Origin of the sequence: Nostoc sp. TCL26-01, from assembly GCF_013393945.1 — a bacterium.
Taxonomy (GTDB): domain Bacteria; phylum Cyanobacteriota; class Cyanobacteriia; order Cyanobacteriales; family Nostocaceae; genus Trichormus.
The window spans coordinates 4632685-4658916 of sequence record NZ_CP040297.1; the positions used below are offsets into that span (position 1 = coordinate 4632685).

A 26232-nucleotide genomic window follows, 5' to 3' on the forward strand; every position below is an offset into this window, starting at 1 on the left:
AGGATGGATTTGTGGTGGGTGCTAAGTGTACTAACGCCGACACAACACAACCAGGAGAATCACAGCAAATTTGGCTGCGTGCTGAACAAGAACAGGTTGCAGCACCAAACCAATTGCGAGAAAATCATGACATCGTAGGCGATCGCATTTTAGAAGCAACCGCAACAGCTGCTAATGCTTTTCTGGCGATAGAAAACTTTGATGAAGCAGTGAATACTGCACTAAAAATGATTGGGGAAAGTTTAGATTGCGATCGCGTTGCTGTAATTGAGAATTTTCCTCATCCATCTGCACCCCTACACTGCTGGAAGATTTTATACGAATGGAATTCACCTCATACTGTTGCCCAAATGAGCCATCCCCAGCAGTCCCAAGGCATTTATGAAACAGGGGGAATTGCCGAGTGGTATGAGCAGATGTGCCAGGGTAAAAGTATTAGCTATCCCCTAGCAGCAATGCCAGAGCCGTTTCGCAGTGGACAAGCGGCTCTTGGTGTCAAAGTATTACACGTCGTCCCGATTTTTGTCGAAGGTCAGTGCTGGGGAGCATTTGGTTTTGATGACTGTCGAGAGGAAAAGCGGCGGGGATTGGCTGAACTAGCCTTACTCAAAACTGTAGCCGCTTGTATCGGTAGCGCCATTCAGCGTCAACGGATTCAGCAAACCGAACAAAAACGTACAGCCGAACTGGCAAGAGTCAATGAAGAATTGCAACAACGCGATCGCCTACTGTCTGTCGTGGCTCAAGTCACAAAAAACCTGTTAGAAACCGCAGATATTGATGTAGCAATTCCTACTGCCTTGCAAGCGATCGGCGAAGTAGCAAATATCAGTCGTGTCCAACTCCTTCTAGAACAGCAAAATCCAGCCACACAAAAATTACAGCACTGTGTCACCTATGAGTGGGTAGCTGAGGGCATTGTCCCCCAAATCAATCATCCGACGATGGCCATCATTGACAACGATGATGTCGAGATGATGCTAACAGAACTGTATGCAGGTCGTTCGATTTGGCGGACGGTTGATCACTTCCCTGATGTCATCAGAGTCCAGTTTGAGTCCCTTGATATCAAATCTTCTGGGGGTGTACCATTATTTATCGCTGGGCATTACATCGGTGCTGTCACCTTTGATGATTGTCTTGCCCCCCGGCACTGGAGTCAGCAGGAGATTGACGTACTTACCACTGCGGCTGAGGGCATTGGCGCTGCCTTGCACCGTAAACAATTAGTTGAACGCCTCATTGCCGAACGCGCCAGAACGGCGGAAGAACGAGTTGCCGAACTATCTAAGGCCAATACAGCCCTCAAAAATAGCCTTGATCGCCTAGCCGCAGACTCCGAACTAGATAGTTTTCTCAGTCACGTCATCCTCGAAATCAAACGTCAACTGAATGCCGAGCGATCGCATCTCTTCCTTTACGATCCTACCACCCATACGCTGCGTTTACATTTGGGTTCAGAGAAAGATCAGGTACTACCCAAAGATCAGCTACAAAATATTGAACCATTTCTAGAACCAATTCCCGCAGATATTACTAAGGGTTGGGAAATCTTGGTACAAACAAAACAACCACTAGAATTTCCCATTTGGGACAATGCCCATCCCGAACACTGGCCACAAGCTTTAGTCTGGCATCGCCAACAAGGACATCAGACAGCGATGTGCATCCCTCTGATGCTGGGTGATACCGCTATAGGCTTTTTGGGATTGGCATTCACCCAAAAAGCCACCTTGAACCCAGAAGAATTTGAACTGGCACAAGCCTTAGCACATCAAGCAACACTGGCAATTCAATTAACCCAGTTAGCAGAACAAGCAAAACAAGCCGCTATCCTCAAAGAACAAGAAAAAGCTGCAAAAAAGCAGATTGCTGAACTTGTCAGAGCCAATGAATCACTACGAGGCTGTGTTAATCGCCTAGCAGATGAACCCAACTTAGAAACATTTTGGGAACATATTCTTCTAGAAGCCTCTGCCCAATCCAAATCCTATGCAGCAGCCTTGTTTCTCTACGATGAATCTACCAATACAAAGCTGATGAAACGATATGTGCGACAAGGACAGGTGCTTCCCATCAAAACTACTCCCGAACTAGAACCATTTCGAGTACCGATTAAGGGCAGTATTGTGTCAGTCTGGAAAGCAGCCCTCTTTCGAGGTGAGGCAATTTTCTTTAATTTGGATCATTGGCGCGAACAAGAGGTTGACTACGGAGTGAGATGGCATCGTCGTCAAGGACATCGTTCTATTGTCCGCGTGCCTTTGATTTTGGGTTCTCGCCCCTTGGGATTTATTGGTTTGTGTTTCCGAGAACCCAGGACGAGCTTACCGCAAAACATCGAATTAATCATGGCCTTGGCACAGCAAGCAACCTTAGCACTTCATTTAACCCATTTAGCCGAAAATAGTCGTCAAGCTGCGATTTTAGAAGAACGTAACCGCATGGCACGAGAAATTCATGATACCCTAGCCCAAGCTTTCACTGGTGTGATTGTGCAGTTGGGTGCGGCTCTGCGGATCGTGCCTAATGAATTGGCAGAGGTGCAAGCACACATCACCCAGGCGCGGGATCTCGCTCGTGAAGGTTTATCAGAAGCACGGCGTTCTGTCAATGCTTTGCGTCCACAAATTTTAGAAACTAGCAATTTGTCTAAAGCTTTGAACCGCCTAGCGGCTCAAATGTCTGCATCAATTGATACACAGACAATCTGTAATGTCATTGGTCAGGTATATCCCTTATCAGTGGAGATAGAGAATAACTTGCTGCGTATTGGGCAAGAAGCCTTGACAAACGCGATCAAACACGCATCTGCTAGAGAAATTAAGCTGGAACTGGTGTATGAACCGACACAATTGCTCATGCAAATCAAAGATAACGGAGAGGGATTTGATCCAGATAGTTTGTCGATTGTCAAAGGTTTTGGCTTGATTGGCATCAAAGAACGTTGCGATCGCATCGGCGCACACTTGACAATCCAAAGTATCCCAGGACAGGGAACGGAAATCACAATCTTAATCAACCGCATCTAAGCCATGACTCAGAAAAATCCCATCCACATCCTGATTGTTGATGATCATCCCGTCGTTCGTCAGGGTTTGGCGGCGATGATAGATAGGGAACCGGATATGGCTGTTGTCGGTCAGGTTTGTAATGGGTACGAAGCTGTTGTGGCATTTCGTCAACATCAACCCGATGTCACACTGATGGATTTACGGATGCCGGAGATGGATGGAGTCGCCGCTATTACTGCTATCTGTGGTGAGTTTGCCAATTCCCGAATTATCGTCCTGACTACCTACGACGGTGATGAAGACATCTATCGAGGATTAAAAGCAGGAGCCAAGGGTTATTTATTGAAAGATGCCGAACCTGATGAACTACTGACAGCAATTCGTTTAGTAAACGCTGGTAAGAAATATATTCCCGCATCAGTAGGAGCCAAATTAGCCGAGCGCATCGGTGTTTTACAACTAAGTGGACGAGAATTAGAAGTGATTCGCCTCATGGCCACAGGGATGAATAACCAAGAAATCGGTGCAGTATTGCAGATATCAGAGGGAACTGTGAAGTATCACGTTAATAATATTCTCAGCAAATTGGGCGTAAGCGATCGCATCCAAGCCGTAATTACAGCCCTGAAACGCGGAATTGTCAGTCTGGAGTAGTACACCCATCGCCAAAAGTAGAGACGTAGCAGTGCTACGTCTCTACAAGAATTTTGGGTAACACTGAAGATCATACCTAGCCTTAAGTCTAGGTAATCGCCTCACCTCATAGTCTAACCACCACACACTTTTCTCCATATAGAAAACTTCAACCTTGGCATAGGGACAAAATACGGCTGATTTTATAGAGTGAAGCCATATCTAATTACCAATTCGTAATTCGTAATACTCGCCAAAGACGAGAAGCCAGCTACGTAATTCGTAATACAGCTACGCGGAAGCAAGCTACGTAATTCGTAATTTTCCATGAGTCAGACTAATGATGGTAACAGATTAATTACACCGATTTCTGAACGCGATCATACTCAAGGTGCGACGAATGCACCTGTAGTATTGGTTGAGTATGGCAATTATCAATGCCCTCACAGTGGCGAAGCTCACAGGATTATCCAACAAATTCAAAAAAAACTAGATCATCAAATATACTTTGCCTTTCGGCATTTTCCCCAACCGCAAATTTATCCCCAATCTCAGAAAGCTGCCGAAGCTGCGGAAATAGCTGCGGCTCAAGGTAAGTTTTGGCAAATGCACGATACTCTGTTCAAGTATCAAAAAACGCTGGGTAACGGTTATTTGGTAGAGTACGCCCATCAATTAGGACTCAACATTCCCCAATTCCTGCGAGATATGAAAAATCACATCTATGCTGATCGAGTAGCTGAAAACTTTCAATGTGGTGTGCGTAGTGGTGTTAGTAGTACACCTGCGTTTTTCATCAACAGTTATCGCTATGAAAATCACTGCGATGTGGAAAGCCTTTTAGAAGCCCTGATTAAAGCGGGAAATCTCCCCAACTGTAAGGCTTAAGGAGTTTATCAGTTTCAGAAACCCTAGCCATACCCAGAAATTATTCGTACTGACACATCTTAGAGGACGTTGGAAAAGTCTGTTTCTTTGTCATGTTGAATGCAGCGTAGCGGAATGAAACATCTCGGTATGTGCCACAAAACCTAGATTCTTCCTGACGCGGAGCGTCAGGAAGAATGACATTTTTATACCTACTGAAACTTTTCCAACACCCTCTTAAGAACTCTCACCAAAATTTGAGGATAGATCATGAGTCAAGAACATGAACCGGAAATATTGACGACTGATGCCGGCATTCCTGTCAGTGATAACCAAAATTCATTGACTGCGGGTTCACGTGGCCCTTTACTGATGCAGGATTTTTACCTGATCGAGAAAATGGCTCACTTCAATCGGGAACGAATTCCCGAAAGGGTAGTTCATGCTAAAGGTTCAGGGGCATATGGTACTTTTACAGTCACTGAGGATATTACTCAATACACTAAAGCCAAACTCTTCTCGCAAATTGGCAAACAAACCGAGGTGATTGCCCGTTTTTCGACAGTGGCGGGTGAACGAGGTGCAGCAGATGCCGAGCGAGATGTGCGGGGATTTGCCGTCAAGTTTTATACGGAAGAAGGTAACTGGGACATGGTAGGTAACAATACCCCTGTCTTCTTTGTCCGCGATCCTTTGAAATTCAGCGATTTTATTCACACTCAAAAGCGCGATCCTCAAACAAATTTGCGTAATCCCACCGCTATGTGGGATTTTTGGTCACTTTCTCCAGAGAGTCTACATCAGGTGACAATTCTGTTTAGCGATCGCGGTTTGCCCCAAGGACATCGCCACATGAACGGTTATGGTAGCCATACCTACAGTTTCATCAATGCAGCAAATGAACGTTTTTGGGTAAAATTCCATTTCAAAACCTTACAGGGCATTGAGAATCTCACAAACGCCGAAGCTAGCCAAATTGTCGGGGAAGACAGAGAAAGCGCCCAACGTGATTTATTTTATGCGATCGCCAGGGGTGACTATCCCCAGTGGCGTTTCCTGGTGCAGATTATGCCAGAAGCGGATGCCGATAAAACTCCTTACAATCCTTTTGACCTGACTAAAGTCTGGCCGCACAGAGATTATCCTCTAATTGAAGTAGGTATTTTAGAATTAAACCGCAATCCAGAAAACTACTTTGCCGAACTAGAACAATCGGCCTTTGCCCCTTCTAATGTAGTCCCAGGAATTTCTTTCAGTCCCGATAAAATGCTCCAGGCTAGGATTTTGTCTTACACTGATGCCCATCGCTATCGTTTGGGAGTCAATTATGAAAGCCTGCCGGTGAATTGTCCCCACGCCACCAAAGCCCACACCTATCATCGGGATGGTTTGATGCGCCACGATGATAACGCTAAAGGTGCTGTGAATTACGAACCAAACAGCTTTGGTGGACCTGTTGCCGATCCTCAACACCAAGAACCACCACTAAAAATTTCTGGTGATGGCGATCGCTACAACCACCGTGATGGTAATGAAGATTATAGTCAAGCTGGCAACCTGTTTCGTTTATTACCGCAAGACGAACAGCAAAGATTATTCCGCAACATTGCCGCAGCTATGCAAGGTGTACCCTCATTTATCATCAAGCGACAACTAGCCCACTTTAGGCAAGCTGATCCAGCCTACGGTGAAGGCGTAGCTAAAGCACTTGGTCTTTCTGTATCACCAAAATGAAGAAGAATTCAGAAGTCAGGAGTCAGAATCAATAAGTCGGGGATTCATAAGAGCAACTAATTGAAGTCAAGGAACTTCTTACCTAAAGAACTTCTTACCTATTACCTATTGCCTATTACCTATTGCCTATTGCCTATTACCTATTACCTATTGCCTATTGCCTATTGCCTATTGCCTATTCCTTACCTACGCAAATTATTTCAGTAATCAAATCGATTTCCTATATGAGTCAACTAACTAGCACAGATTTATTCTCTCCCGTCCAACTTGGCCCCTACAACTTGCCCAACCGAGTTGTTATGGCTCCCATGACGCGGAATCGGGCTGGTGAAGGTAATGTTCCGACTGCACTCAACGCCACTTATTACGCTCAACGTGCCACAGCAGGACTGATTGTCACGGAAGGTTCACAAATATCACCCCAGGGTTTTGGTTATCCTGCCACACCAGGAATTCATTCTCCAGAACAGATTGCTGGCTGGCAGTTGGTGACAGATGCCGTACATAGTGCAGGCGGACGCATCTTTTTGCAACTATGGCATACAGGACGCATTTCTCACCCATCCTTACAACCAGATGGCGCATTACCTGTAGCACCTTCAGCGATCGCTCCTGCTGGTAATGCTACAACTTATACAGGTTCGCAACCGTTTGTCACCCCCCGTGCTTTAGAACTGGCGGAAATTTTAGATGTAGTTGAACAATTTCGTCAGGGGGCCAAGAATGCTCTAGTTGCCGGATTTGATGGTGTGGAAATTCACGGGGCTTTTGGCTATCTCATTGATCAGTTTCTCCAAGATGGCACTAATCAACGAACTGATGCCTATGGTGGTTCTATCGAAAATCGGGCGCGATTTCTGTTAGAAGTGACGGAAGCCGTGTGTGGCATTTGGGGGGCAAATCGTGTCGGTATTAAGCTTTCACCCAGCAACACATTTAACGATATCCGTGACTCTGATCCAGAAGCCATATTTAGCTATGCGATCGCTACACTTGACCATTTTGGCTTAGGATATCTTCACCTGATGGCAGCATCAGCAGCAGATATCCGACATGGTGGTAAGCCGATTCCCGTGTCTGAATTTCGTTCTCTTTATGCCGGGACTATCATTGCTAATGGCGGATTTGATCGGGAAACAGGAAATACAGCGATCGCCAAGGGTGATGCTGACTTAGTTTCTTTTGGTATCCTGTTTCTGGCTAATCCAGATTTACCAAAACGTCTGCGATTAAATACGCCGTTAAATCCAGCTGATCGTCACACCTTTTATGGTGGAGGTGAGAAAGGTTATACCGACTATCCATTCCTGGATGCAACAACTGTTAATTGATTTGGGAAGTAGTGGGATGAATGCTTTGGAGCAGAAAACACGCACTTACGATCACATCACCATTCAACTACCAGGGTTGACAATTGATCGCCATCTTTCATCACCAGATGAGTTGGAATTTCCTGGATGTCAACATCATTTACTATGTCTGTTGTTAAGCGATGGGAATCAACAGCAAATCACTCAGATTGGTGAGCAAGTTTCCGAAAAAAATCAAAATAAAGGAGAATTTTGGATTTGCCCAGCCCAAGTACCAGGTATTTGGGCATGGCAAAGTACAGATGAATCGCTGATGTTTGTGATTGATCCAGTATTGTTATCGCAAACGGCCGCAGAAATAGGCGGATTGTCGGCAAACAATGTTGAGTTACTGACTAAAGTCAATACTAATGATCCACAGATAGAGGCGATCGCTCGTTTGTTTCAAGCAGAATTAAGCACGGGTGGTATAGGTGGACAACTGTATGCAGAATCTCTGAAGCAGGTGTTAATTATTCACCTACTACGACAACACTGTGCGTTTCCCCCAAAAATTCAGCATAGTCCTGGCGGCTTGGGCAAGCATAAACTCCAGCAGATATTAAACTACATCCACAGCCATCTGGAGCAAGCAATTCAGCTAACTGAATTAGCCAAAATTGCTGACATCAGTCAATATCATTTTTGCCGCTTGTTTAAGCATTCAATGGGTGTTTCACCTTATCAATATGTGCTGCAACAACGGATGGAAAAAGCTAAACAACTACTGCAACAAGGAAAATACACCATTGCCGAAATCGCTCAGATGGTTGGTTGTGCCGATCAAAGCCACTTTACCAAACACTTTAAGAAATATACAGGAGTTACACCCAGATATTTTGCTGAAAATAGCCCCATGACAAGAATCATCTAAAATTTTCAGCCAAATTCAGCAAGAAACATCTATATTTCCTCCAGTAGCACATTGTAATCTTTGTCCGATGAGTCTCATGGGAAAACAGAGGAATCACGCATGAAGATTGCCATAGTTGGCTCAGGAAATATGGGTGGGGGCTTGGGTAAAATCTGGGCGAAAGCCGGGCATCATGTGATTTTTTCCTACTCTAGAGATGAGAGCAAACTGCGTCAACTAGCTGCTGAGGCTGGTGAGAATGCCACAGTGGGAACACCTGAAGTCGCAGTTGCCCAAAGTGATGTCGTGATGTTGGCTGTCTGGCTACCTTCTTTAGCAGCAGTCTTTCAGTCTACAGGTTCTCTTGATGGCAAGATCATTATTACTTGTGTCAGTGGCTTACAACCAGACTTTACAGGCAAAACAATTGGTATTGCCACTGACTTAAAAACATCTGTTGCAGAGATGATTCAGCAGTTTGCACCCAAGGCAAAAGTCGTGGAAGCCTTTAACATTACCTTTGCAGAAGTAGTGGCTGCCGAATCTAGAAAATTTGGAAGCGATCGCCCCAGCATTTTTTATTGTGGTGATGATGCTGAGGCTAAAACAATTGTCGCTGGTTTGATTGCAGAATGCGGTTATCAAGCTGTAGAGGCAGGCGATTTAATTGTAGCTCGTTCCCTCGAAACTTTAGCAACTGCTTGGGTACAGTTTGCTGTCACTAGTCAGTTGTTTCCTAATTTAGGACTTAAGGCATTACAACGCTGAGAAACCCTAAGTAGTCGCACAAAATTAAATTCATTTGTGAAGAGAGGAAACAGGTTACAGGAAGACGATATGTGTAATTAATTTTGTTTAGGTACTTATATGTCAAAACAAAAGTTGAGTCGAATTCTATTGTCTGTTGTGATTGTCAACACAGCCGTGGTTTCTGTTGCCGTTGATTGGAACGCCACCCATATTTTTAACCCCACTTGGGTTCCTCACGCCCGATTTCATGATGTGGTGATGTTGTGGTTACTGAGTAGTTTATCTGTAGTTGCTCTGTGGTTGCTGTGGCGGCGATCGCTAGAATCAGATGTCAGTGTTACTGTTGCTACTTTGGTTCCTGTACTGTTCTGGGCCCCATTTTTCTTTACGACTTTATTAGTTCCGGGAACTAGCTTAAGTGCATTGCCTGATGAACCTTTACCAGTAATTGCTGGGATCACAATTTATCCTAATGTCGTCGTTGCTACTATCAATGAAATCTTAGCCGCTATTGGTTACTGGCTATATCGCAGCAGTAGGCAGATATCCTCGAAAATTATCTAGCTGATTGATATGTATAAATCTCATCGTCAACGGATGCCTTACCTTTGGTTAATGCTATCAGGAGCTTTGATCCTGTACATCGAGAAGCCAGCCCTGGCGCATATTGGACATGGTGAATTTTATACCAAAATCCTGATTCATCAACAGCCCACACCCAGTCTGATATTTACCGGATTAATCATTGCTTTTCTGTTTGGAGCTGGACACGCCCTTTCACCAGGACACGGTAAAACAATGGTAGCAGCTTATCTTGTAGGCGCAAGAGGAACGCCGCAACAGGCTTTGATCTTAGGATTAGTCACAACCATTACTCATACTCTGGGAGTGTTCATCCTGGGACTTGTCGCTTTGGTTGCTTCACAATACATCTTGCCGGAAAAACTCTATCCGATTCTCAGTTTGTTTAGTGGTCTAACTGTTTGTGGAGTAGGTTTTTGGCTACTTGATCAACGTCTTTCTGCCCACGAACACACCCATCACCATCATCACCATCATGATCATCATGATCATCATGATCATCATCACCACCATCATCCACCAACCAAATCGTTAATTGCTTTGGGTATTGCCGGGGGTATTGTACCTTGTCCATCAGCATTAGTTTTGTTGTTGAGTGCGATCGCTCTACATCAAACTGCTTATGGTGTGATCTTGATTAGTGCATTTAGCTTAGGATTGGCCTCAGTATTGGTAGCGATCGGGTTAGTTGTCGTCTATGCTCATCAATGGATAGATCGCTTACCTAATAGTGCCAAATTACTCCAAAAGTTATCGATGCTCGGTGCTGTAGCTGTAATTGTCGCAGGTGCAGCATTGACGGCGATTTCCGTGATTTAGTTATTTACCTACAACCTCATAAATCCCTCATGTGGACAAAACCTGTCGCCTATTTTTTTGGTGTCATCTCCTCTCTTGCCTTCATTACTCCTGCATTGAGTGCAGAGCGCATTGAGTTTAATTACCCGCCTTTTGGTGATTTTGATATTGCTAGATCAGATTTAGAATTATTTGTCAATGAAGGCAAAATCACTAAAGACTTTGCGTTTTATACAAATCGGACTAAGCCAGAACAATTAGCTCAACTGCGACAGTTTCTCAGCACAAAATTTTCACTATCTCCTACTATTATATCACAATTTACCTATTCACCTATTGGTGAAAAAATGCTGCAAAGGTTTGGGGAACTACTGCAAACTCAAAATAGACAAAATGGTTTTTATGCTCTACGTTCTGCCCTCATCTTATCGGCAGCCAGCCCAGAAGGATTAACTTTAATTAATATCGTCAAACATTATTCTAGTCCTAGTATTCGGCTGAATTTATCGGAAACGATAGAGACAATGGGACAGTTGTCTGAGCTACTGCAAAAAAGAGATATAGTAATTGCCAAAATTCAACAACTAGCAACTCAAGAAGCTGCCAATTCCCCAGCAATAGACTTTGCCCAAAAACCAGATATTCGCAAATCCGGCGAATTTAATATCACAAAAATCACCTTAAACTTACACGATCGCTCTCGTGACGGACGCTCAAAAATCGTTTTAGAACGAAAATATGATGTTGATATTTACTTACCCCAATCAATATCAGCACCAGCACCAGTCATTGTCATTTCTCATGGTTTAGCAGAAGATCGCCATAGTTTTGTTTACCTAGCCCAACACTTAGCATCCTATGGCTTTGTTGTTGCGGCTCTTGATCATCCTGTCGCTAATTCTCAGCAATTTAAACAATTTTTAACTGGGATTGCTAGTCCTCCTCAACCTACAGAATTAATTGACCGTCCTTTAGATATCAAATACCTCTTAGATGAACTCCAGGGTCTTTCTCAAACTGACTCTAGATTTAAAGATAAATTAAACTTGCAACAAGTTGGTTTGATTGGACATTCACTTGGCGGTTACACGGCTCTGGCGTTAGCAGGAGGAACCTTAGATTTTGCTAAAATTCGTCAAGAATGTAACCCCAATCGTTCCCTGAATATCTCCACCTTTCTCCAATGTCGGGCTATCGACCTCAAACCGGAAAACTACCCCATCAAAGACGATCGCATTAAAGCGATTATGGTAATGAATCCTTTAAATAGCGTTGTGTTAGGCGAAAAAGGCATGAAGACAATCTCCGTTCCCGTGATGATGGTAGCGGGAAGTCAAGATATCTTTACTCCAGCCGTTCCTGAACAAATTCGCCCTTTTACCAATTTACCTAGTCAGGATAAATATTTAGCTGTGATTGAAAATGCTACTCATTTCTCCGTACAATCCGACGTACCAACCAGTGAAACAGTTATTCCTGTACCACAAGGATTACTAGGGCCTGATAGAAAAAGCGTCCACTTATACATGAATGTCTTGGGGTTAGCCTTCTTCCAAACCCATCTGCGCGATCGCCCAGAGTACAAGTCTTATCTCACCCCTGCCTACGCTCAATTTATCACTCAACCACCTTTAAACCTAAGTGTAGTCAATTCTGGTAGTGGAGAAGCCATCACCCAACTGTTAAATCAGATTTATCCAACTTCAGGAGCCAATAAGTAAGTAGTTGGACACAATTAAATTCTTATGTAGAGATAGGGGACAGGTTACAGGTTACAGGAAATAACTTGTGTAATTAATTCTGTCTGATTACTTAACAGCAAGAATGGTATGGCGATTTTCATGCCGATGAAGTACACCTGTCTAGTCCAGAGGTTGTAGGGGCGGGTTAACAGATATGCTGACATTATTCACTAATATCTCACTTAACCCGCCCCTACTGCTTGTGAAAAATGCGGGTAGCCTCTGTTGACTAAAAATACATACCTCACTCAACTGGGAAACACTATAACTATTTTTCAAGTGAAGTTTTACAATACTAAATTGTGTAAAACTATATAAATAAATATAAAGAATAGTATGCAAGATAAAGTTGTTGTGATTGTGGGTGCGACTGGTGGTATTGGTTCAGCCTTGGCTCGTCAATTAGAAGTTACTGGTGCAAAGTTAGTCCTAGCAGCCAGAGATAGCGATCGCTTAGAAACTTTAGCCAATGATCTCACAGGTAAAGTTTTGACTATCCCCACAGATATTACGGACGCTTCACAAGTAGATACGTTAATTCAAAAAACTGTTGCTGAGTTTGGTCAAATCGATATCTTAGTAAATGCTGCTGGTGCGGGAATTCTCAAGGCATACAACAGCATCGAACCAGCAGATTTAGACAAAATGTTAGATGTAAATCTCAAAGGGAGTTTCTACACAACTCAAGCAGCAGCCGAGGAGATGCAAAAGCGCAAATCAGGGCATATTTGTAATGTCATTGGCATTTTAGGTAAACACTCCATGCCAATGGCAGCAGCTTACTCAGCTTCTAAGTTTGGTGTCGTCGGTTTCAGTAAGTGCATGGCTGAGGAACTCAAGCGCTTTGGGGTTAAATTTACCTTGTTTTACTTCGGTGGAGTAGATTCTCCTTTCTGGGATCATGTCAGTTTAAAAGTAGACCGGAAAAAAATGCTCAGTCCAGAAACTGCTGCTAATGCCATTTTTTTTGCCCTGTCTGCTGAACCCCAAGCTGTACCACTAGAAATTAATATTCAACCGGACAGTCACTTATTTTTCTAAAATTAGGACGAATGGTCATGTGTTTCCATAATTCTTGCTCAGGCAGGAATCGAAAATCTAGCCAAAAAGGCAAAATTTACAGTTAGATAAGCTGTGGTGCTGGATTTTCCATATATATGAAAATTGATCATGTTCATTTCTATGTCGAAGATGCCAAAGTATGGCGAGATTGGTTTGTACACTACCTCGGCTTTACCGTAGTAGCTAGTACTATTCATTCTCTCCACACTTGTACAGAAGTGGTGCAAAGTGGTGCTGTCTGCTTGTTGCTGTCTTCGCCATTGTTACCTACCAGTCCTGTAGCTGAGTTTCTCCGTCAACATCCACCAGGGGTAGCTGATGTAGCTTTTGCTGTGGCTGATGTGGAAGCAGCGATCGCTCACGCTCAAGCTCATGGGGCTAAAATTTTACAATCGGTGGGAGAATACCAAATTGGGCATATTTCCCGCAAATCAGGCAAAATTGCTGCTTGGGGTGGTTTAACTCACACCTTGGTGGAAACATCCAGGGAACAAGATGAAAATCATCACCCTAACTCAACCAGCTTGATTACTGCCATTGATCACATAGTCTTAAATGTCGCCGCAGGTGATTTAGCATCTGTAGCCACTTGGTATGAGAACATTCTGGATTTTCAACCCCGCCAGACATTTAAAATTCACACCGATCGCTCTGCCTTGTACAGTCAAGTTATGGTTTCCCGCGACGGTAGCGTGCAGTTACCGATTAATGAACCTGCGTCTAGCAATTCGCAAATTCAAGAATTTTTAGATTTTAACCGGGGGCCAGGAATTCAACACATCGCCTTACAGACACCCCACATCGTCCAGGCGATCGCCCAATTTCGCTCCCGTGGTTTACCTCTACTTTCCGTTCCCCAAACCTATTACTCTCAACTACAACAGCGTCCACAAATTCCCCTCTCACCAACAGAATTAGCAGCGATCGCTCAACAAGAAATTTTGGTTGATTGGCAACAAGATAGTCAAACTGGAGTTCTGTTACAAATATTTACTCAGCCTATTTTTGCTCAACCAACTTTTTTCTGGGAATTTATTGAACGCCGTTCTCAAGCCCAAGGCTTTGGTGAAGGCAACTTTCGCGCCTTATTTGCAGCAATTGAAAGCGAACAAATCAAACGGGGAACCCTGCAATAGATTTTTCTTATATGTAGCTCTTGTTAGATAGTTCAGGACATGAACGAAGAAGACAATATAGGCAAAAATCAACTCTCTAGCTTTTTACTGCCTATGGGACTCATATTTGATTTTTGTTGGCGTAGCCTGTGCTTACACAAAAAAGTCAGTACACCTCTAATTTGCTTCTTTTCTGTCACCTGTCACCTGTCACCTGTCACCTGTCACCTACCTCAACAAGTCTGTTCAGTAATCAAATCGGATTCCTATAGATGTGATTAATTTTAGCTATACGAGAGTGTTTACTTTATGATTAATTAATTTAAATATCGATACATCAAAAACAGTTAAAATATTTGTCATAAAAGTTAAAATATATTTTGCCAATGTTAAGACTAATTACTGATTTTGACGGCCCGATCATGGATGTATCGGAACGTTACTACCGTGTTTACCAATTTTGTCTAGAGAAAACCCGCAAACCAGGGCAGCGCGTTAGAGAAATGTCTAAAGCAGAATTTTGGCAACTAAAGCGATCGCGTGTGCCAGAGAATCAAATAGCCCTCAATTCTGGTTTAGATGAAGTGCAAGCCCAAGCCTTTTCTCAATTGCGCCGCGACAGTGTACATACAGAACATTTCTTTCAATACGACATTCCCATCCCAGGTGCGGTAGATGCGTTGTTAAAGATTCAACAAGCTGGGGTAGATTTAGTCGTCATGACAATGCGCCGAGTTTGGGAACTAGACTATGCTGTGCAAAAATATGATTTGGGTAAGTTTTTTCCAGAAAACCGCCGTTATTGCTTAAGTAACGACTACGTAAAAACCCGCGATATTGAAGATAAACCCCTACTCATGACCAAAGCAGTAGCCGAACTACCACGAGCAACTGATACTTGGATGGTGGGAGATACAGAAGCTGATATTACCGCCGCTAAAAAACATCAAATTAAAGTGATGGCTGTAGAGTCTGGTATTCGCGATCGCACACAACTAAAACTCTACCAACCAGACTTAATTGTGCCAAATTTAAGTACTGCTGTAGAGATGTTCTTAGAGCCAGCTACCAGCAGCCGAGAAATAGTAGCATCTGTTAAATAAGACTGTCTTTCATCATCGTCAAAAAATAGTCGTTAAAAACCCCTTCCTTTTCAGGAAGGGGTTTTTAAATAGAATAAAAAATTTGTAACTTTGGGTTTACTAAATCGACCTAACGTAAAAAACTGCTAACCAACCACAACAATATAAAAGTTAACACCGTCGAAAATTGGTTGGCTGTCAGACTAATAGCAGGTAGTTGCTGCGAGAGCAATCCAGCAATTAGTCCACCAGTGATTAAGCCGATAATCAGACCAATCAGTGTGAATAAAACTGCTCTACCAAACCTTCCCTCTTTGCGATTGAGAAAGTAAATACTAATTCCTACCCCAACCACCAATGCCAATTGCAAAACCTGATCGCCTGCCGAATAAAAAACACTAACAGCGCTCAAACCTAAATACCAGACCCCTGGCAAAATTACATCTTTTCTGGAAGGCTGGTCTAATATCTTTTGCAGCCATGCAGGCGACTGCTCACGAGGAGTTAAGCTCTCTTTCGGTGGAGATTGCAATCGAGTTTCAGGAAAACGGATACGCTCAGGGACTTTGATTTTACCTTCCTGACGCATCTTTAGCCGATCCATTAAAATAGCATCGTAAGCTGCTTCAACTGCTTCTAGACTCTTCGTATCGCCAAGGCATTGCTCCAATAGGCGATTACGAGCATCCTGAATTTCATCAAAGCTAGCTTCTTCTGATACCCCAAGTTTTTCGTAGGGATTTTGATCGCTCATGGGAGTTTATACTTCAGCCTTAGTCAGGGGCAGTCTTCTTGCCGGAAAAAACAACTCTAGATTTTACCTTGATCGAAAACAAACGTATCGACCCAATTTTATGCTCTACCAGGATATTAACACGGGTTGATTAGATTAACTTGTGAATTTTAACTACAGTTACCTTAACATATTGCCATAACTCAGTGTATACCCTCATGTCGTTGATTGATTCTGGCTCTACTCTAGAATTTGAACTAGGGATACCTAAGAGCTATTTTTGAGGAAAAAATAACTTTTATGTTTCAGATTTGGCAATTTACCTTACCTTGACTCGATTTCCCTAAATTAGCCTCAAGGTTAAGTAGTCGGATCAATCCTCAGCAAAATTTAAAGTTGAAAAATTTTAAATATCTACTGTCATCTCAGATGCAGTCAAAATTTGTGGGTTGATTAACTGCCATAGCTAATGCCAAAATACCAAGCGATCGCATATAAAGGTTGATAATCATAATACTTGTACTCGTTTGTGGATGTGGCTACTAAAATTTTCTTAGTGTCATTGCCCCATATGATGATTACACTATTATTTGGGTAACTGGGAAATTTATCCCAAATGCCTATAGATTCTTAGATAAGTCCCAAGTGGAAACTGCGTGTTTACGCAATACCCCTGTTAATCTTCATAAAATTTTTGTGCAAAGTGATGGTCATGGCTCCCGCCAAGATTCTTGTAGTTGATGACGACCCTGCGGTTCGGAATTTAATCCAACGCTTTTTGATCAAACAAAACTATCAAGTAGAGGCTGCCGAAGATGGTAAGACTGCATTATCCCTATTCGAGCAATTTAACCCAGACTTGGTAATTCTGGATGTGAACCTACCAGATGTGATTGGGTTCAACCTCTGCCAAGAGATGCAAAGTCGTAACGGTGTTTTTGTGCTGATGCTAACCAGCCGGGCGGATGAAGCTGACAAGATTCGCGGCTTTGCCAAAGGTGCTGATGACTATCTCACCAAACCCTTTGGTTTAGGAGAGTTAGAAGTCAGAGTGGGAGCGATTTTAAGACGACAGCGCGTTGTCACTACCGCCGAACAAAAACGCCTGATATTTGAAAAACTAATGATTGACCCTGTACGGCGCGAGGTATCACTTAATAGTCAACCCGTACCCTTGACGGCTTTGGAATTTGACTTGTTACATTTTTTAGCTAGCCATCCTGGTCGAGTTTGGCGACGTGCTGAATTAATTCAAGAAGTCTGGGACTATGAATATGTCGGAGATCAGCGAGTTGTAGATGTGCATATCGGTCAAATTCGCAAGAAAATCGAGGTAGATGCTAGTCAACCAGCATTAATTCAAACTGTACGCGGTGTAGGATATAAATTTGAATGCCCTGCTCACTCACAGTTAGAAACAGCTCCTTGATGATGTAACACCAATTAAAAAAAAGAATGCTACAGATCCAAACTTAGAAACCCTGATGATATCTGGCTTTTCTAATTTTGAATTTTGTTAGCGTAGCGTAAAGCCTTCTCTTTCAGAGACGCTAACGCGAACGGCATAGCTTCTCTACGAGACGCTACGCGAACGCTTAGAGCGAGTCCGCGATAGCGCAGCGTTAGCGACGCAGGAGCGTCGCGTCATTTTGAATTTTGAATTGGTATAACCTATCTCTTACTTGTCAATAAATAAACAAAATCGCTCAAAGACGTGTAGTGGAGTCAGTTATGAGCGATATTTTTGTGTAAATATTTAGGATTTTTCTAGTCAATAAAAACGGTTTTGGGGAAACTCCACCAATCATCAGTCAGGCTTATATAGCCGATACTCGTTTCGGACATTAGCAGTGATGAAATAAGGTTTCTAGATAAACACGGGCAGCACGGCGATCGCTGTCTCCATTTTGCAGCAAAAATAAAGATAGTGCTGCTGTCAAGACGCGATTTTGATCCCAATCGGGATGTGTCTCTAAATAATTATTCAGTGATTCGTGTAAAGTTTCGGGTATTTCCGTAAAAATACTAACTGTTGTTTTCATGAGATTTTCCTTTGGTGAGATGAGCAAACTGGGAATTTTGCCTAGATGACAACAGTTTTAAACAACATTTTTCCAGATATTCATCTGTATTGCCATGTCAACTGTTGCACAAGCAATTAACCCAGGTCGAATCATTGTGCGATCAGAGGGGGTGGGTTTGTCAATGCTGCGAAATGTTAAAAACAATTCTCTGGTAAACAAACTCAAACGTAACAATCAGGGTTAAGGCTGTTTTTTTGTTACGTTTCTTCATGAAAACTCAGTCACTTAAGTTTGTTTATACCCTTAAGGAAAAATCCCCAGTAAAACTGCAACTGCCGATTAGCTCGTAGTACATCTGTGGAAAACTGTGAAAATCCCTGTGGAAACCCTGTGGAATTAGTGAGGAAAATTTCAGCGAATGATAAGAATTACAAAAACATAATTTTTTGATGAAATTTGAGCTTATGAAACTTGCTTGACCATTCTAGTCATTAGCATAGTTATATTTAATACATTTTCAATCCTAGATTTTAGCCATTAGCCGTGTTGACCCTAGCTGGATGTTTCCTATACCCCCTGAGATGCCCCTCTATTCACCTATGTAGCCTTCCCAATACCACCACGGTGAATCTTCCTTCAATACCCTTTATGAGGCTGCTAGTTCATTTCTAGGCTCTCTCTTGGGAATTAAGAATTACGCAATTCTTACCGACGACGTTCTTGCAACTTGCGATAAACTGCCTTGATATCTACTTGATGATGAGCGAGAGCGACTAAAGTATGGTAAAGCAAATCTGCCACTTCACCAGCGATCGCTTCTGGATCGTCATCTTTAAAAGCCATGACAACCTCAGCTGATTCCTCACCAATCTTTTTCAAAATCTTGTTATCGCCCCCGGCAAACAACTTGCAAGTGTAGGAACTTTCTGTGGGGTGATCCCGGCGATCGCATATTACCTGAAACACTTGTGACAAAGTATCTCCTGGTGGGGGCGCAATTTTCCCTTCTACCTGATGAAAACAACTGCGTTCCCCAGTATGGCAAGCAATATCGCCAATTTGCTCCACACCTATCAGCAAAGCATCACTATCACAGTCATAACGAATACTCTGCACCTTTTGTATATGTCCTGATGTCCCCCCCTTGTGCCATAACTCTTGGCGGGAACGACTCCAAAACCATGTTTCTTGTGTGTCCAAAGTCTTTTGTAACGATTCCCGATTCATCCATGCCATCATCAAAACAGTGCCATCCAAATAATCTTGGACAATAGCTGGCACTAAACCCCGTTCATCGTAGCGGATTTCTTCTACGGGGATCGCATTCTGTTTTGATAGTGAATCGGTGATCAACATACCAGCTAACTTAACTCTCATGAGAATGATTCATGGTTTCACGATACCATTCTAAATAGAGCAGCTGAGACAGTTTTTTTCAACAACCTGAAAATCTATCCTTGTAAAACTGCTGTTTTATTCATCGCTGATTGCATTCTGACAGCGCTTAAGGCTACTTGGTGGGCTTTGGAGACTTCCCCATACCAATGGATTGCTGAATTAAAAGCTGCTCGGTAAAGATCCTGGTATGCTTCAGATAGTTGAGTGCGAATATCCGCAGGCAAGTCTTCATTTGACTTGTATAACATATTGTTATTTTTTCGGCTCTGTTTATTTTATACGATAGAAGTTCTGAGCAATTTTTAACCCTATCCTAAGATAGAGCTTTTTTTGATTGCCAATTGTTAGGAGAGAACCTTGGTAAACACTTCAATTAAAACCACTAAATCACAAGAAATCTTTGCCTCAGCCCAAAGCCTGATGCCAGGTGGAGTTAGTTCTCCAGTTCGGGCCTTCAAATCTGTAGGTGGACAACCCATCGTCTTTGACAGTGTCAAAGGAGCATATATTTGGGATGTAGACGGCAACCAATATATTGACTATGTTGGTACTTGGGGACCTGCTATTTGCGGTCACGCCCATCCGGAAGTCATTAAGGCGCTGCATGAAGCTTTAGAAAAAGGTACTAGCTTTGGTGCGCCTTCAGCCTTAGAAAATGTCTTGGCCGAAATGGTCATCGCTGCGGTTCCCAGCATCGAAATGGTCAGATTTGTCAACTCAGGTACAGAAGCTTGTATGGCTGTGTTGCGCCTAATGCGAGCTTTTACCAACCGGGAAAAAGTCATCAAGTTTGAAGGCTGTTATCACGGTCACGCTGATATGTTCCTCGTCAAAGCTGGTTCTGGTGTAGCCACACTGGGTTTACCTGATTCCCCTGGTGTACCGAAATCGGCAACTAGCAGCACTCTGACAGCTCCTTATAATGATTTGGAAGCTGTGAAAGCTTTATTTGCAGAAAACCACGATCAGATTGCAGGTGTGATTTTAGAACCTGTTGTGGGAAATGCTGGGTTTATTACTCCCGATGCCGGATTTTTGGAAGGTTTACGGGAACTAACTCACGAGCATGGTGCTTTACTCGTGTTTGATGAAGTGATGACTGGTTTCCGCATTGCCTATGGTGGCGCTCAAGAAAAATTTGGCATCACACCCGATTTGACAACTTTAGGTAAGGTGATTGGTGGTGGTTTACCAGTGGGAGCCTATGGTGGTCGTCGAGATATTATGTCAATGATTGCTCCGGCTGGGCCTGTCTATCAAGCTGGGACGCTTTCGGGTAATCCTTTAGCAATGACAGCTGGGATTAAAACCCTAGAATTGTTGCAAAAACCCGGTACTTATGAGTATTTGGAGCGCGTGACGAAAAAGCTAGCAGATGGTTTACTGCAAGTTGCTCATGAAACAGGTCATGCTGCTTGTGGTGGTCATATTAGTGCGATGTTTGGGTTATTCTTCACATCTGGCCCTGTGCATAATTACGAAGATGCTAAAAAGTCAGATACATCTAAATTTGGTCGCTTCCATCGGGGAATGTTAGAGCGCGGTGTTTACCTTGCACCTTCCCAATTTGAAGCTGGTTTTACTTCTTTGGCACATACTGAAGAAGATATTGACCAAACTTTAGCGATCGCCCAAGATGTACTATCAAGTTTGTGAGTAATCAGTGATGAGTGCTGAGTGATGGGTAATCAGTGCTGAGTGCTGAGTGCTGGGTAATTGGAGAGTATTTTATAAGTTTCTTACTCGCAACTCAGCACTCACAACTCAGTACTAATTAACATTCACACCCTTGATGATGACAACCTTTGAGGGTTTGATGACCTTCTGCACAACCTTCAGAACAGTAGTATTTACCATCCTTATTAATGGCATCTTCTACAGACACAATACACAGGCATTTTGGACAAGCGCATTTTAGTTGGGTTACAGTTGTCATAATTTTCTCCATTTCCTACGAGCTATCTCACTAGAATACATGAATATCTGTTCATGTATAGTTAATATAATTTAAATCTAAATTGTGTCTCAAAGGTAAAAAAACAAGAATTGTGTAGAAACTGTAAACGTAAGTGAAAGTACGTATATATATTCAATAAAAACAGTAAATTTACTATAAAACTAAGTAGAAAAAATAGCTAATCATTCAGTTGGAGTAGATACAAGTCTCAGCAGATATGAATTGTAAGAAAAAATATATCTTGAAAAATAATCTCAATAATTAGTATAAAAAAATACTTAATAGAATAATGTACTTGAATTGATTTCGGTACAACTTTAGGAACTCTTCAAAAGATTTCCCGCAAAAATTACCTAGTAGGATTAGATTTTTTATTTCCATAATTGAGAGAGAGCATTAAAGCTCTCCGCCATTATTTCGTGCAGTGAGTTGATAGTGCATGAGCTACTGTATAAATCCTACCTGTCCAAATCCAGAAAATGTAGCATACAGCCAAAGGTGTGACACTTGTGGCTCGCGCTTGATTTTGCGCGATCGCTATCGAGTGCAAAAGCCATTAGGTCAGGGTGGCTTTGGTGCAACCTTCTTAGCCTATGATGAAGTTCTTCCGGGAGAACCCAGTTGTGTGATCAAGCAACTACGCCCTTCAGGTACAGCACCACATTTTTTGCAAATGGCGCGAGAACTTTTTGAGCGAGAAGCTAAAACCTTGGGCAGAATTGGTAATCATCCCCAAGTACCAAGATTATTAGACTATTTTGAGGAGCAGGAGCAATTCTACTTAGTTCAAGAATATATTAGTGGTTCTACGTTACAACAAGAAGTTAAACTCAATGGCACATTTAGCGAAGCTGGTGTCAAGCAATTCTTAAGTGAAATTCTTCCCTTATTGCAATACATCCATGAACAAAAAGTTATTCACCGTGATATCAAACCCGCTAACTTAATTCGCCGTTCTCAAGATGCCAGAATGGTACTGATTGACTTTGGTGCAGTTAAAAATCAAGTTAACCAAGCTCTGACCGGGCAATCAGGACAGACAGCATTGACGGCCTATGCAATTGGTACTCCTGGTTTTGCATCCCCAGAACAAATGGCAATGCGTCCAGTCTATGCTAGTGATATTTACGCACTAGGAGTAACTTGCGTTTATCTACTGACAGGCAAAACACCTAAAGATTTAGATTATAATCCCACCACAGGCGAAGTAATATGGGAACACTTGGTACTAGCCAGTGATCATTTAATTAGTGTGTTGCGGAAAATGTTAGAAGTCTCAGTCCGCAATCGCTACCAGTCTGCCAAGGACGTACTCAAAGCTTTAGAAATAGAGCCGTATCTAGAAAGTTTAGCTCAAGGATTATTAGTTAAATCGGATAAAGAGCAAATTTCTAACCGCACGGAAGATTCTGCGGTTTTATGTAGTAATCCTGCGGCGACAGCCACTGGTGTTGGTATGGCACAGGTAGCAGCAGCAATTCGAGCCAGAAGAGCCAAAATTGTAGAAGGCACTCGCTTAGATGTCGGTAGATCGCCAGCTTTACCTAACAGCAACAGTAATGGCAATAGCTCACAAATTCAACAATCTAAAATTGGACGTAGACTCGATACCCAATCTTTTCTCAAAGCCTATCTTAAAGGAAGACGTGATTTTGCTCTGCACAATTTAAACTTGCTTAACCTCCAAGGTGCTGATTTATCAGACACAAATTTCCATTCTTCTCAACTACAAAATACTAATCTTCAAGGAGCTAATCTCCACAATAGTGATTTTGGTAGAGCTAGCCTGACACACGCCAATCTTAAAGATACTAATTTGACAAAAGCTTACTTCAATCATGCCGATTTAGAAGGAGCAGACTTACGTGGTGCAGACCTTAGTTATGCTTATCTCAGTAATGCTAATCTCCGGGGAGCTAATTTATGTGGTGCTAATCTCACAGGCGCAAAAATTACTGATGAGCAATTAGCATTGGCTAAAACCAATTGGATGACAGTCCGTCCTAATGGTAAACGGGGTTTGTTGTCATGAGGAAACTAAAAATTGGATGAATTAAAAATTAGTAATTTGTAACTGATTTGCTTAAAGTCACACCTCAAGAGCTAGTAATCGGTTATGTAAAAATCAAATTAGTAATTGTTATTTGATATTGTCAGTAATTTCTCGGTATTAATAATAATCTTAAGTAATATTACGCAAAAATAAATTATTGATGTGGCTGATTTTTTTTAAATATTTTAAATATATATTTAAATATTTCACATTTTTTATTGATTGTTGTTAATAAATAATATATATTAAAATTACGATATAAAATTTTTGACATTTACTGTCTTGGTTATATAGAGAGGTAAGCAATCAAAAGCATTTGTTTGCTTCTGGACTGAAATAAAATATTCTTGACCCCAATGACTAGTGAAACACTCTTGAAAAAATAAAGATATAGATATGACAGCTAATTTAAAAGATCGAGAAATGGAAAGACGGTTAAGTTTATATCAGGTATTTGTTTCCTTGTATGAGAGACATAGTAATCTGCTGAATGAAATTCTTCAGTTAGATAACATATATCAACCATCTTTGCATAGTGTGAAACCGCGTTACGTTCAAGGTGTTGTTGATGATTCAGCTATTTATGTCGTCACTAACCTCTGTGAAAATCAGACACAAACGTTACAACAATCGCAGCATATTTGGACGATAGGACGCGATCGCCACAATGGGATTTATACTGGTGATAAACATTTATCTCGTTGCCATGCTGCGATACAGTATATTGAAAACCAGGGGTTTTACCTAGTTGATTTCAAAAGTAAAAATGGTTCTTTTGTCAACGGCGAACGAGTATATCAATCCATCCTACTAAAAGATGGCGATCGCATCCGATTGGGAAGTCTGACTTGCGATTTTTTCCTCAATTATAAATGTCGGACATTACCACAAGTCGCCAATGATTTTTTAGCACAAGCAATCCCTGAGCAGACAATTTGTGCAAGTGCAAATTTAGATGAGACTGTACAAATTACTCTAGATTTTAATTACATCGAAAGTCTCAAATGTGAACATAATGATTTGAGCTTAGAAAAAAAATCAGCTATTTTAGATCGTCTCTTTCAAAGAAACACATCATTAAAACCAGGCTAAAATATTAACAAGTAGCACATAGGGGGTAGGTTGAGTTAAGCGCAGCGCCACCCAACATCGACTCAAAAGCTCAACATATATCTGGGTGTTGGGTTTCCTTACGTCAATCCAATCTACTATCAATACTTATTTAGCAAATATTTTCTTCAGTGGTTGTAATTTTTTTCTGATATTATTAGGCACATATTGTTTTAATAAAATTTTTAAGCGATTGCGTTTTATAGCTTGCTCTAATACTTGTACCCAATTATCAGATATACCAATAGATTTTGCTTCTATCAGAATTTCTTCAAGAGCTTCTAATGGAACTCCCTGAGCCTGAATATGTAAAATCTGATTGTCTGTCACATCTTGTGCAAAACAAGGTGGTAAATCTCTACCTAAAACGCGAAAACAAAGAATATTACGAATACATTTTTCACAGCGACAACAGTTACGATCTTTTTGCTCTCCTTGCCAACAAACTCTCAGGTTTTGTAAAATTTCTGCGCTATTAGTAATTGCTCGGATCTTATCTATCCGGGTAAAGGCTGCACCATCATGAATAATCCGAAAGCTATTACTTGATAATAAATTATCTGTAACTGGATTAGAAGCATTAAAAACGGAAAGTTGCTTATAATAAGAACCACTGGGAATTAAGCCTACTGTATATCCACGTTGTAATAAGCTCAGACAAGATGCAAGTGCATTGACATAAACACTATCCCAATTTAGTTTAATCAATTGGCGGAAATTTGTTTTCATTGTGATTAAATCCACATCTAAACTAGATAGTATTTCCTTTGATTTGTGAACTGCATTATTAAACACTTCTTTTTGTTCTAGAGGAATATCTAATCCGTGAATCATCAACCCTGTTTGTAAGTTGCGTTTTACATTCACAGAATTGTTAGAGCGATGATTAAATGATGTGAAGCAGCTATCTACACCACCAGAAAAAGTGGTAATAACTTTATCTAAATCTCGATGATTGCTTGGCTCTTTTTCTACCTCTGCGTAAATATCAATTAATCTGTAAAGATTAGGTTTCCAAGTAACCCAAGCAGCTTGAAACTCCGCTAAATTTTGCAACAGAGAAGGTGAAACTTCGCCATGAACAACTAAGTTTGTACCCTGACTCATTGCCATAAACATAATTGCTAAGACAAAAGGATCACAGGTGTGAGTAATTAGGTTTTCATATTCTAAAGGAATTTGATACCAAAGAGATTTCCGAATATTGTGAGCATTTTCTATAGTGACACTCACGAGTAATGAGTCTTCATGTCTAACAATTTCTTCTGGCCAAAGATGAGTTTGGAGCATTGAATTTTACCAACTTACTTGATTAAATAAATTTAAAAGATGATTGTACCTTTAAATTGCAGAACAAATTAGAGATTTTCAAAAAT

Annotated in this window: 25 protein-coding genes; 18 read left to right on the forward strand and 7 right to left on the reverse strand. The window is 41.7% G+C overall.

What is annotated here, in order from left to right; translation table 11 throughout:
- The first annotated feature begins 11 nt into the window (after nt 1-11).
- From FD725_RS20010 to FD725_RS20055, 10 genes are all read left to right on the forward strand, one after another.
- Nucleotides 12-3032: a GAF domain-containing protein gene (locus FD725_RS20010; RefSeq protein WP_179049762.1), complete on the forward strand. Its 3021-nt coding sequence runs from the start codon at nt 12-14 to the stop codon at nt 3030-3032.
- A 3-nt stretch (nt 3033-3035) separates the two neighbouring features.
- Nucleotides 3036-3668: a response regulator transcription factor gene (locus FD725_RS20015; protein ID WP_179049763.1), complete on the forward strand. Its 633-nt coding sequence runs from the start codon at nt 3036-3038 to the stop codon at nt 3666-3668.
- A gap of 306 nt (nt 3669-3974) precedes the next feature.
- Nucleotides 3975-4535 (forward strand): DsbA family protein, encoded by a 561-nt coding sequence (locus FD725_RS20020; RefSeq protein WP_179049764.1) that lies wholly within the window; start codon nt 3975-3977, stop codon nt 4533-4535.
- Nucleotides 4536-4784: 249 nt separating this feature from the next.
- Entirely contained in the window at nt 4785-6248 is a 1464-nt protein-coding gene (locus FD725_RS20025) for a catalase (protein WP_179049765.1), read from the forward strand.
- Nucleotides 6249-6472: 224 nt separating this feature from the next.
- Nucleotides 6473-7579, forward strand: a complete 1107-nt coding sequence (locus FD725_RS20030; RefSeq protein ID WP_179049766.1) for an alkene reductase — start codon at nt 6473-6475, stop codon at nt 7577-7579.
- A complete protein-coding gene (locus tag FD725_RS20035; RefSeq protein ID WP_179049767.1) occupies nt 7560-8471 on the forward strand; it encodes an AraC family transcriptional regulator in 912 nt (303 codons plus the stop codon). Before FD725_RS20030 ends, FD725_RS20035 begins: the two co-directional genes overlap by 20 nt.
- A gap of 99 nt (nt 8472-8570) precedes the next feature.
- A complete protein-coding gene (locus FD725_RS20040; protein WP_179049768.1) occupies nt 8571-9218 on the forward strand; it encodes an NADPH-dependent F420 reductase in 648 nt (215 codons plus the stop codon).
- A 99-nt stretch (nt 9219-9317) separates the two neighbouring features.
- Nucleotides 9318-9764: a DUF6640 family protein gene (locus tag FD725_RS20045; RefSeq protein WP_179049769.1), complete on the forward strand. Its 447-nt coding sequence runs from the start codon at nt 9318-9320 to the stop codon at nt 9762-9764.
- Nucleotides 9765-9773: 9 nt separating this feature from the next.
- On the forward strand, nt 9774-10601 hold the full coding sequence (locus tag FD725_RS20050) for a nickel/cobalt transporter (protein WP_256871667.1): 828 nt from the start codon (nt 9774-9776) through the stop codon (nt 10599-10601).
- A 29-nt stretch (nt 10602-10630) separates the two neighbouring features.
- Nucleotides 10631-12301 (forward strand): alpha/beta hydrolase, encoded by a 1671-nt coding sequence (locus FD725_RS20055; RefSeq protein WP_179049770.1) that lies wholly within the window; start codon nt 10631-10633, stop codon nt 12299-12301.
- A 44-nt stretch (nt 12302-12345) separates the two neighbouring features.
- On the opposite strand, the gene FD725_RS20060 is transcribed toward FD725_RS20055, so the two are convergent.
- Nucleotides 12346-12486, reverse strand: a complete 141-nt coding sequence (locus tag FD725_RS20060) for a hypothetical protein (protein ID WP_179049771.1) — start codon at nt 12484-12486, stop codon at nt 12346-12348.
- Nucleotides 12487-12658: 172 nt separating this feature from the next.
- Here FD725_RS20060 and FD725_RS20065 point away from each other — a divergent pair, with 172 nt between their 5' ends.
- From FD725_RS20065 to FD725_RS20075, 3 genes are all read left to right on the forward strand, one after another.
- Complete coding sequence (locus tag FD725_RS20065) at nt 12659-13363, forward strand: SDR family oxidoreductase (RefSeq protein WP_179049772.1); 705 nt, start codon at nt 12659-12661, stop codon at nt 13361-13363.
- Between the two features lie 116 nt (nt 13364-13479).
- Complete coding sequence (gene hppD / locus FD725_RS20070) at nt 13480-14520, forward strand: 4-hydroxyphenylpyruvate dioxygenase (protein WP_179049773.1); 1041 nt, start codon at nt 13480-13482, stop codon at nt 14518-14520.
- A 365-nt stretch (nt 14521-14885) separates the two neighbouring features.
- Nucleotides 14886-15602 carry an HAD family hydrolase gene (locus FD725_RS20075; protein ID WP_179049774.1) on the forward strand — a complete coding sequence of 239 codons (717 nt, stop codon included), beginning with the start codon at nt 14886-14888 and terminating at the stop codon, nt 15600-15602.
- A 109-nt stretch (nt 15603-15711) separates the two neighbouring features.
- Here FD725_RS20075 and FD725_RS20080 read toward each other — a convergent pair whose 3' ends face one another.
- A complete protein-coding gene (locus FD725_RS20080) occupies nt 15712-16335 on the reverse strand; it encodes a CPP1-like family protein (protein WP_179049775.1) in 624 nt (207 codons plus the stop codon).
- A 691-nt stretch (nt 16336-17026) separates the two neighbouring features.
- Between FD725_RS20080 and FD725_RS20085 the strand changes: the two genes are divergently transcribed.
- Nucleotides 17027-17743 (forward strand): response regulator transcription factor, encoded by a 717-nt coding sequence (locus FD725_RS20085; protein WP_179049776.1) that lies wholly within the window; start codon nt 17027-17029, stop codon nt 17741-17743.
- A 415-nt stretch (nt 17744-18158) separates the two neighbouring features.
- Here FD725_RS20085 and FD725_RS20090 read toward each other — a convergent pair whose 3' ends face one another.
- Nucleotides 18159-18356, reverse strand: a complete 198-nt coding sequence (locus FD725_RS20090) for a DUF2811 domain-containing protein (RefSeq protein ID WP_179049777.1) — start codon at nt 18354-18356, stop codon at nt 18159-18161.
- Nucleotides 18357-18450: 94 nt separating this feature from the next.
- Between FD725_RS20090 and FD725_RS32615 the strand changes: the two genes are divergently transcribed.
- Nucleotides 18451-18582 carry a hypothetical protein gene (locus FD725_RS32615; RefSeq protein WP_256871669.1) on the forward strand — a complete coding sequence of 44 codons (132 nt, stop codon included), beginning with the start codon at nt 18451-18453 and terminating at the stop codon, nt 18580-18582.
- A gap of 461 nt (nt 18583-19043) precedes the next feature.
- Here FD725_RS32615 and hisIE read toward each other — a convergent pair whose 3' ends face one another.
- Entirely contained in the window at nt 19044-19694 is a 651-nt protein-coding gene (hisIE, locus tag FD725_RS20095) for a bifunctional phosphoribosyl-AMP cyclohydrolase/phosphoribosyl-ATP diphosphatase HisIE (RefSeq protein WP_179051614.1), read from the reverse strand.
- Nucleotides 19695-19789: 95 nt separating this feature from the next.
- Entirely contained in the window at nt 19790-19984 is a 195-nt protein-coding gene (locus FD725_RS20100; RefSeq protein WP_179049778.1) for a ChaB family protein, read from the reverse strand.
- 109 nt (nt 19985-20093) lie between these two features.
- Between FD725_RS20100 and hemL the strand changes: the two genes are divergently transcribed.
- Entirely contained in the window at nt 20094-21392 is a 1299-nt protein-coding gene (hemL, locus tag FD725_RS20105) for a glutamate-1-semialdehyde 2,1-aminomutase (RefSeq protein WP_179049779.1), read from the forward strand.
- Nucleotides 21393-21510: 118 nt separating this feature from the next.
- Here the strand turns inward: hemL and FD725_RS20110 are convergent, their stop codons facing one another.
- On the reverse strand, nt 21511-21672 hold the full coding sequence (locus FD725_RS20110; RefSeq protein WP_179049780.1) for a metallothionein: 162 nt from the start codon (nt 21670-21672) through the stop codon (nt 21511-21513).
- Nucleotides 21673-22132: 460 nt separating this feature from the next.
- Here FD725_RS20110 and FD725_RS20115 point away from each other — a divergent pair, with 460 nt between their 5' ends.
- Nucleotides 22133-23725 (forward strand): serine/threonine-protein kinase, encoded by a 1593-nt coding sequence (locus FD725_RS20115; RefSeq protein ID WP_179049781.1) that lies wholly within the window; start codon nt 22133-22135, stop codon nt 23723-23725.
- Between the two features lie 417 nt (nt 23726-24142).
- A complete protein-coding gene (locus tag FD725_RS20120; protein ID WP_179049782.1) occupies nt 24143-24838 on the forward strand; it encodes an FHA domain-containing protein in 696 nt (231 codons plus the stop codon).
- Between the two features lie 126 nt (nt 24839-24964).
- Here FD725_RS20120 and FD725_RS20125 read toward each other — a convergent pair whose 3' ends face one another.
- Nucleotides 24965-26146 carry a hypothetical protein gene (locus FD725_RS20125; protein WP_256871670.1) on the reverse strand — a complete coding sequence of 394 codons (1182 nt, stop codon included), beginning with the start codon at nt 26144-26146 and terminating at the stop codon, nt 24965-24967.
- Between the last annotated feature and the right edge of the window lie 86 nt (nt 26147-26232).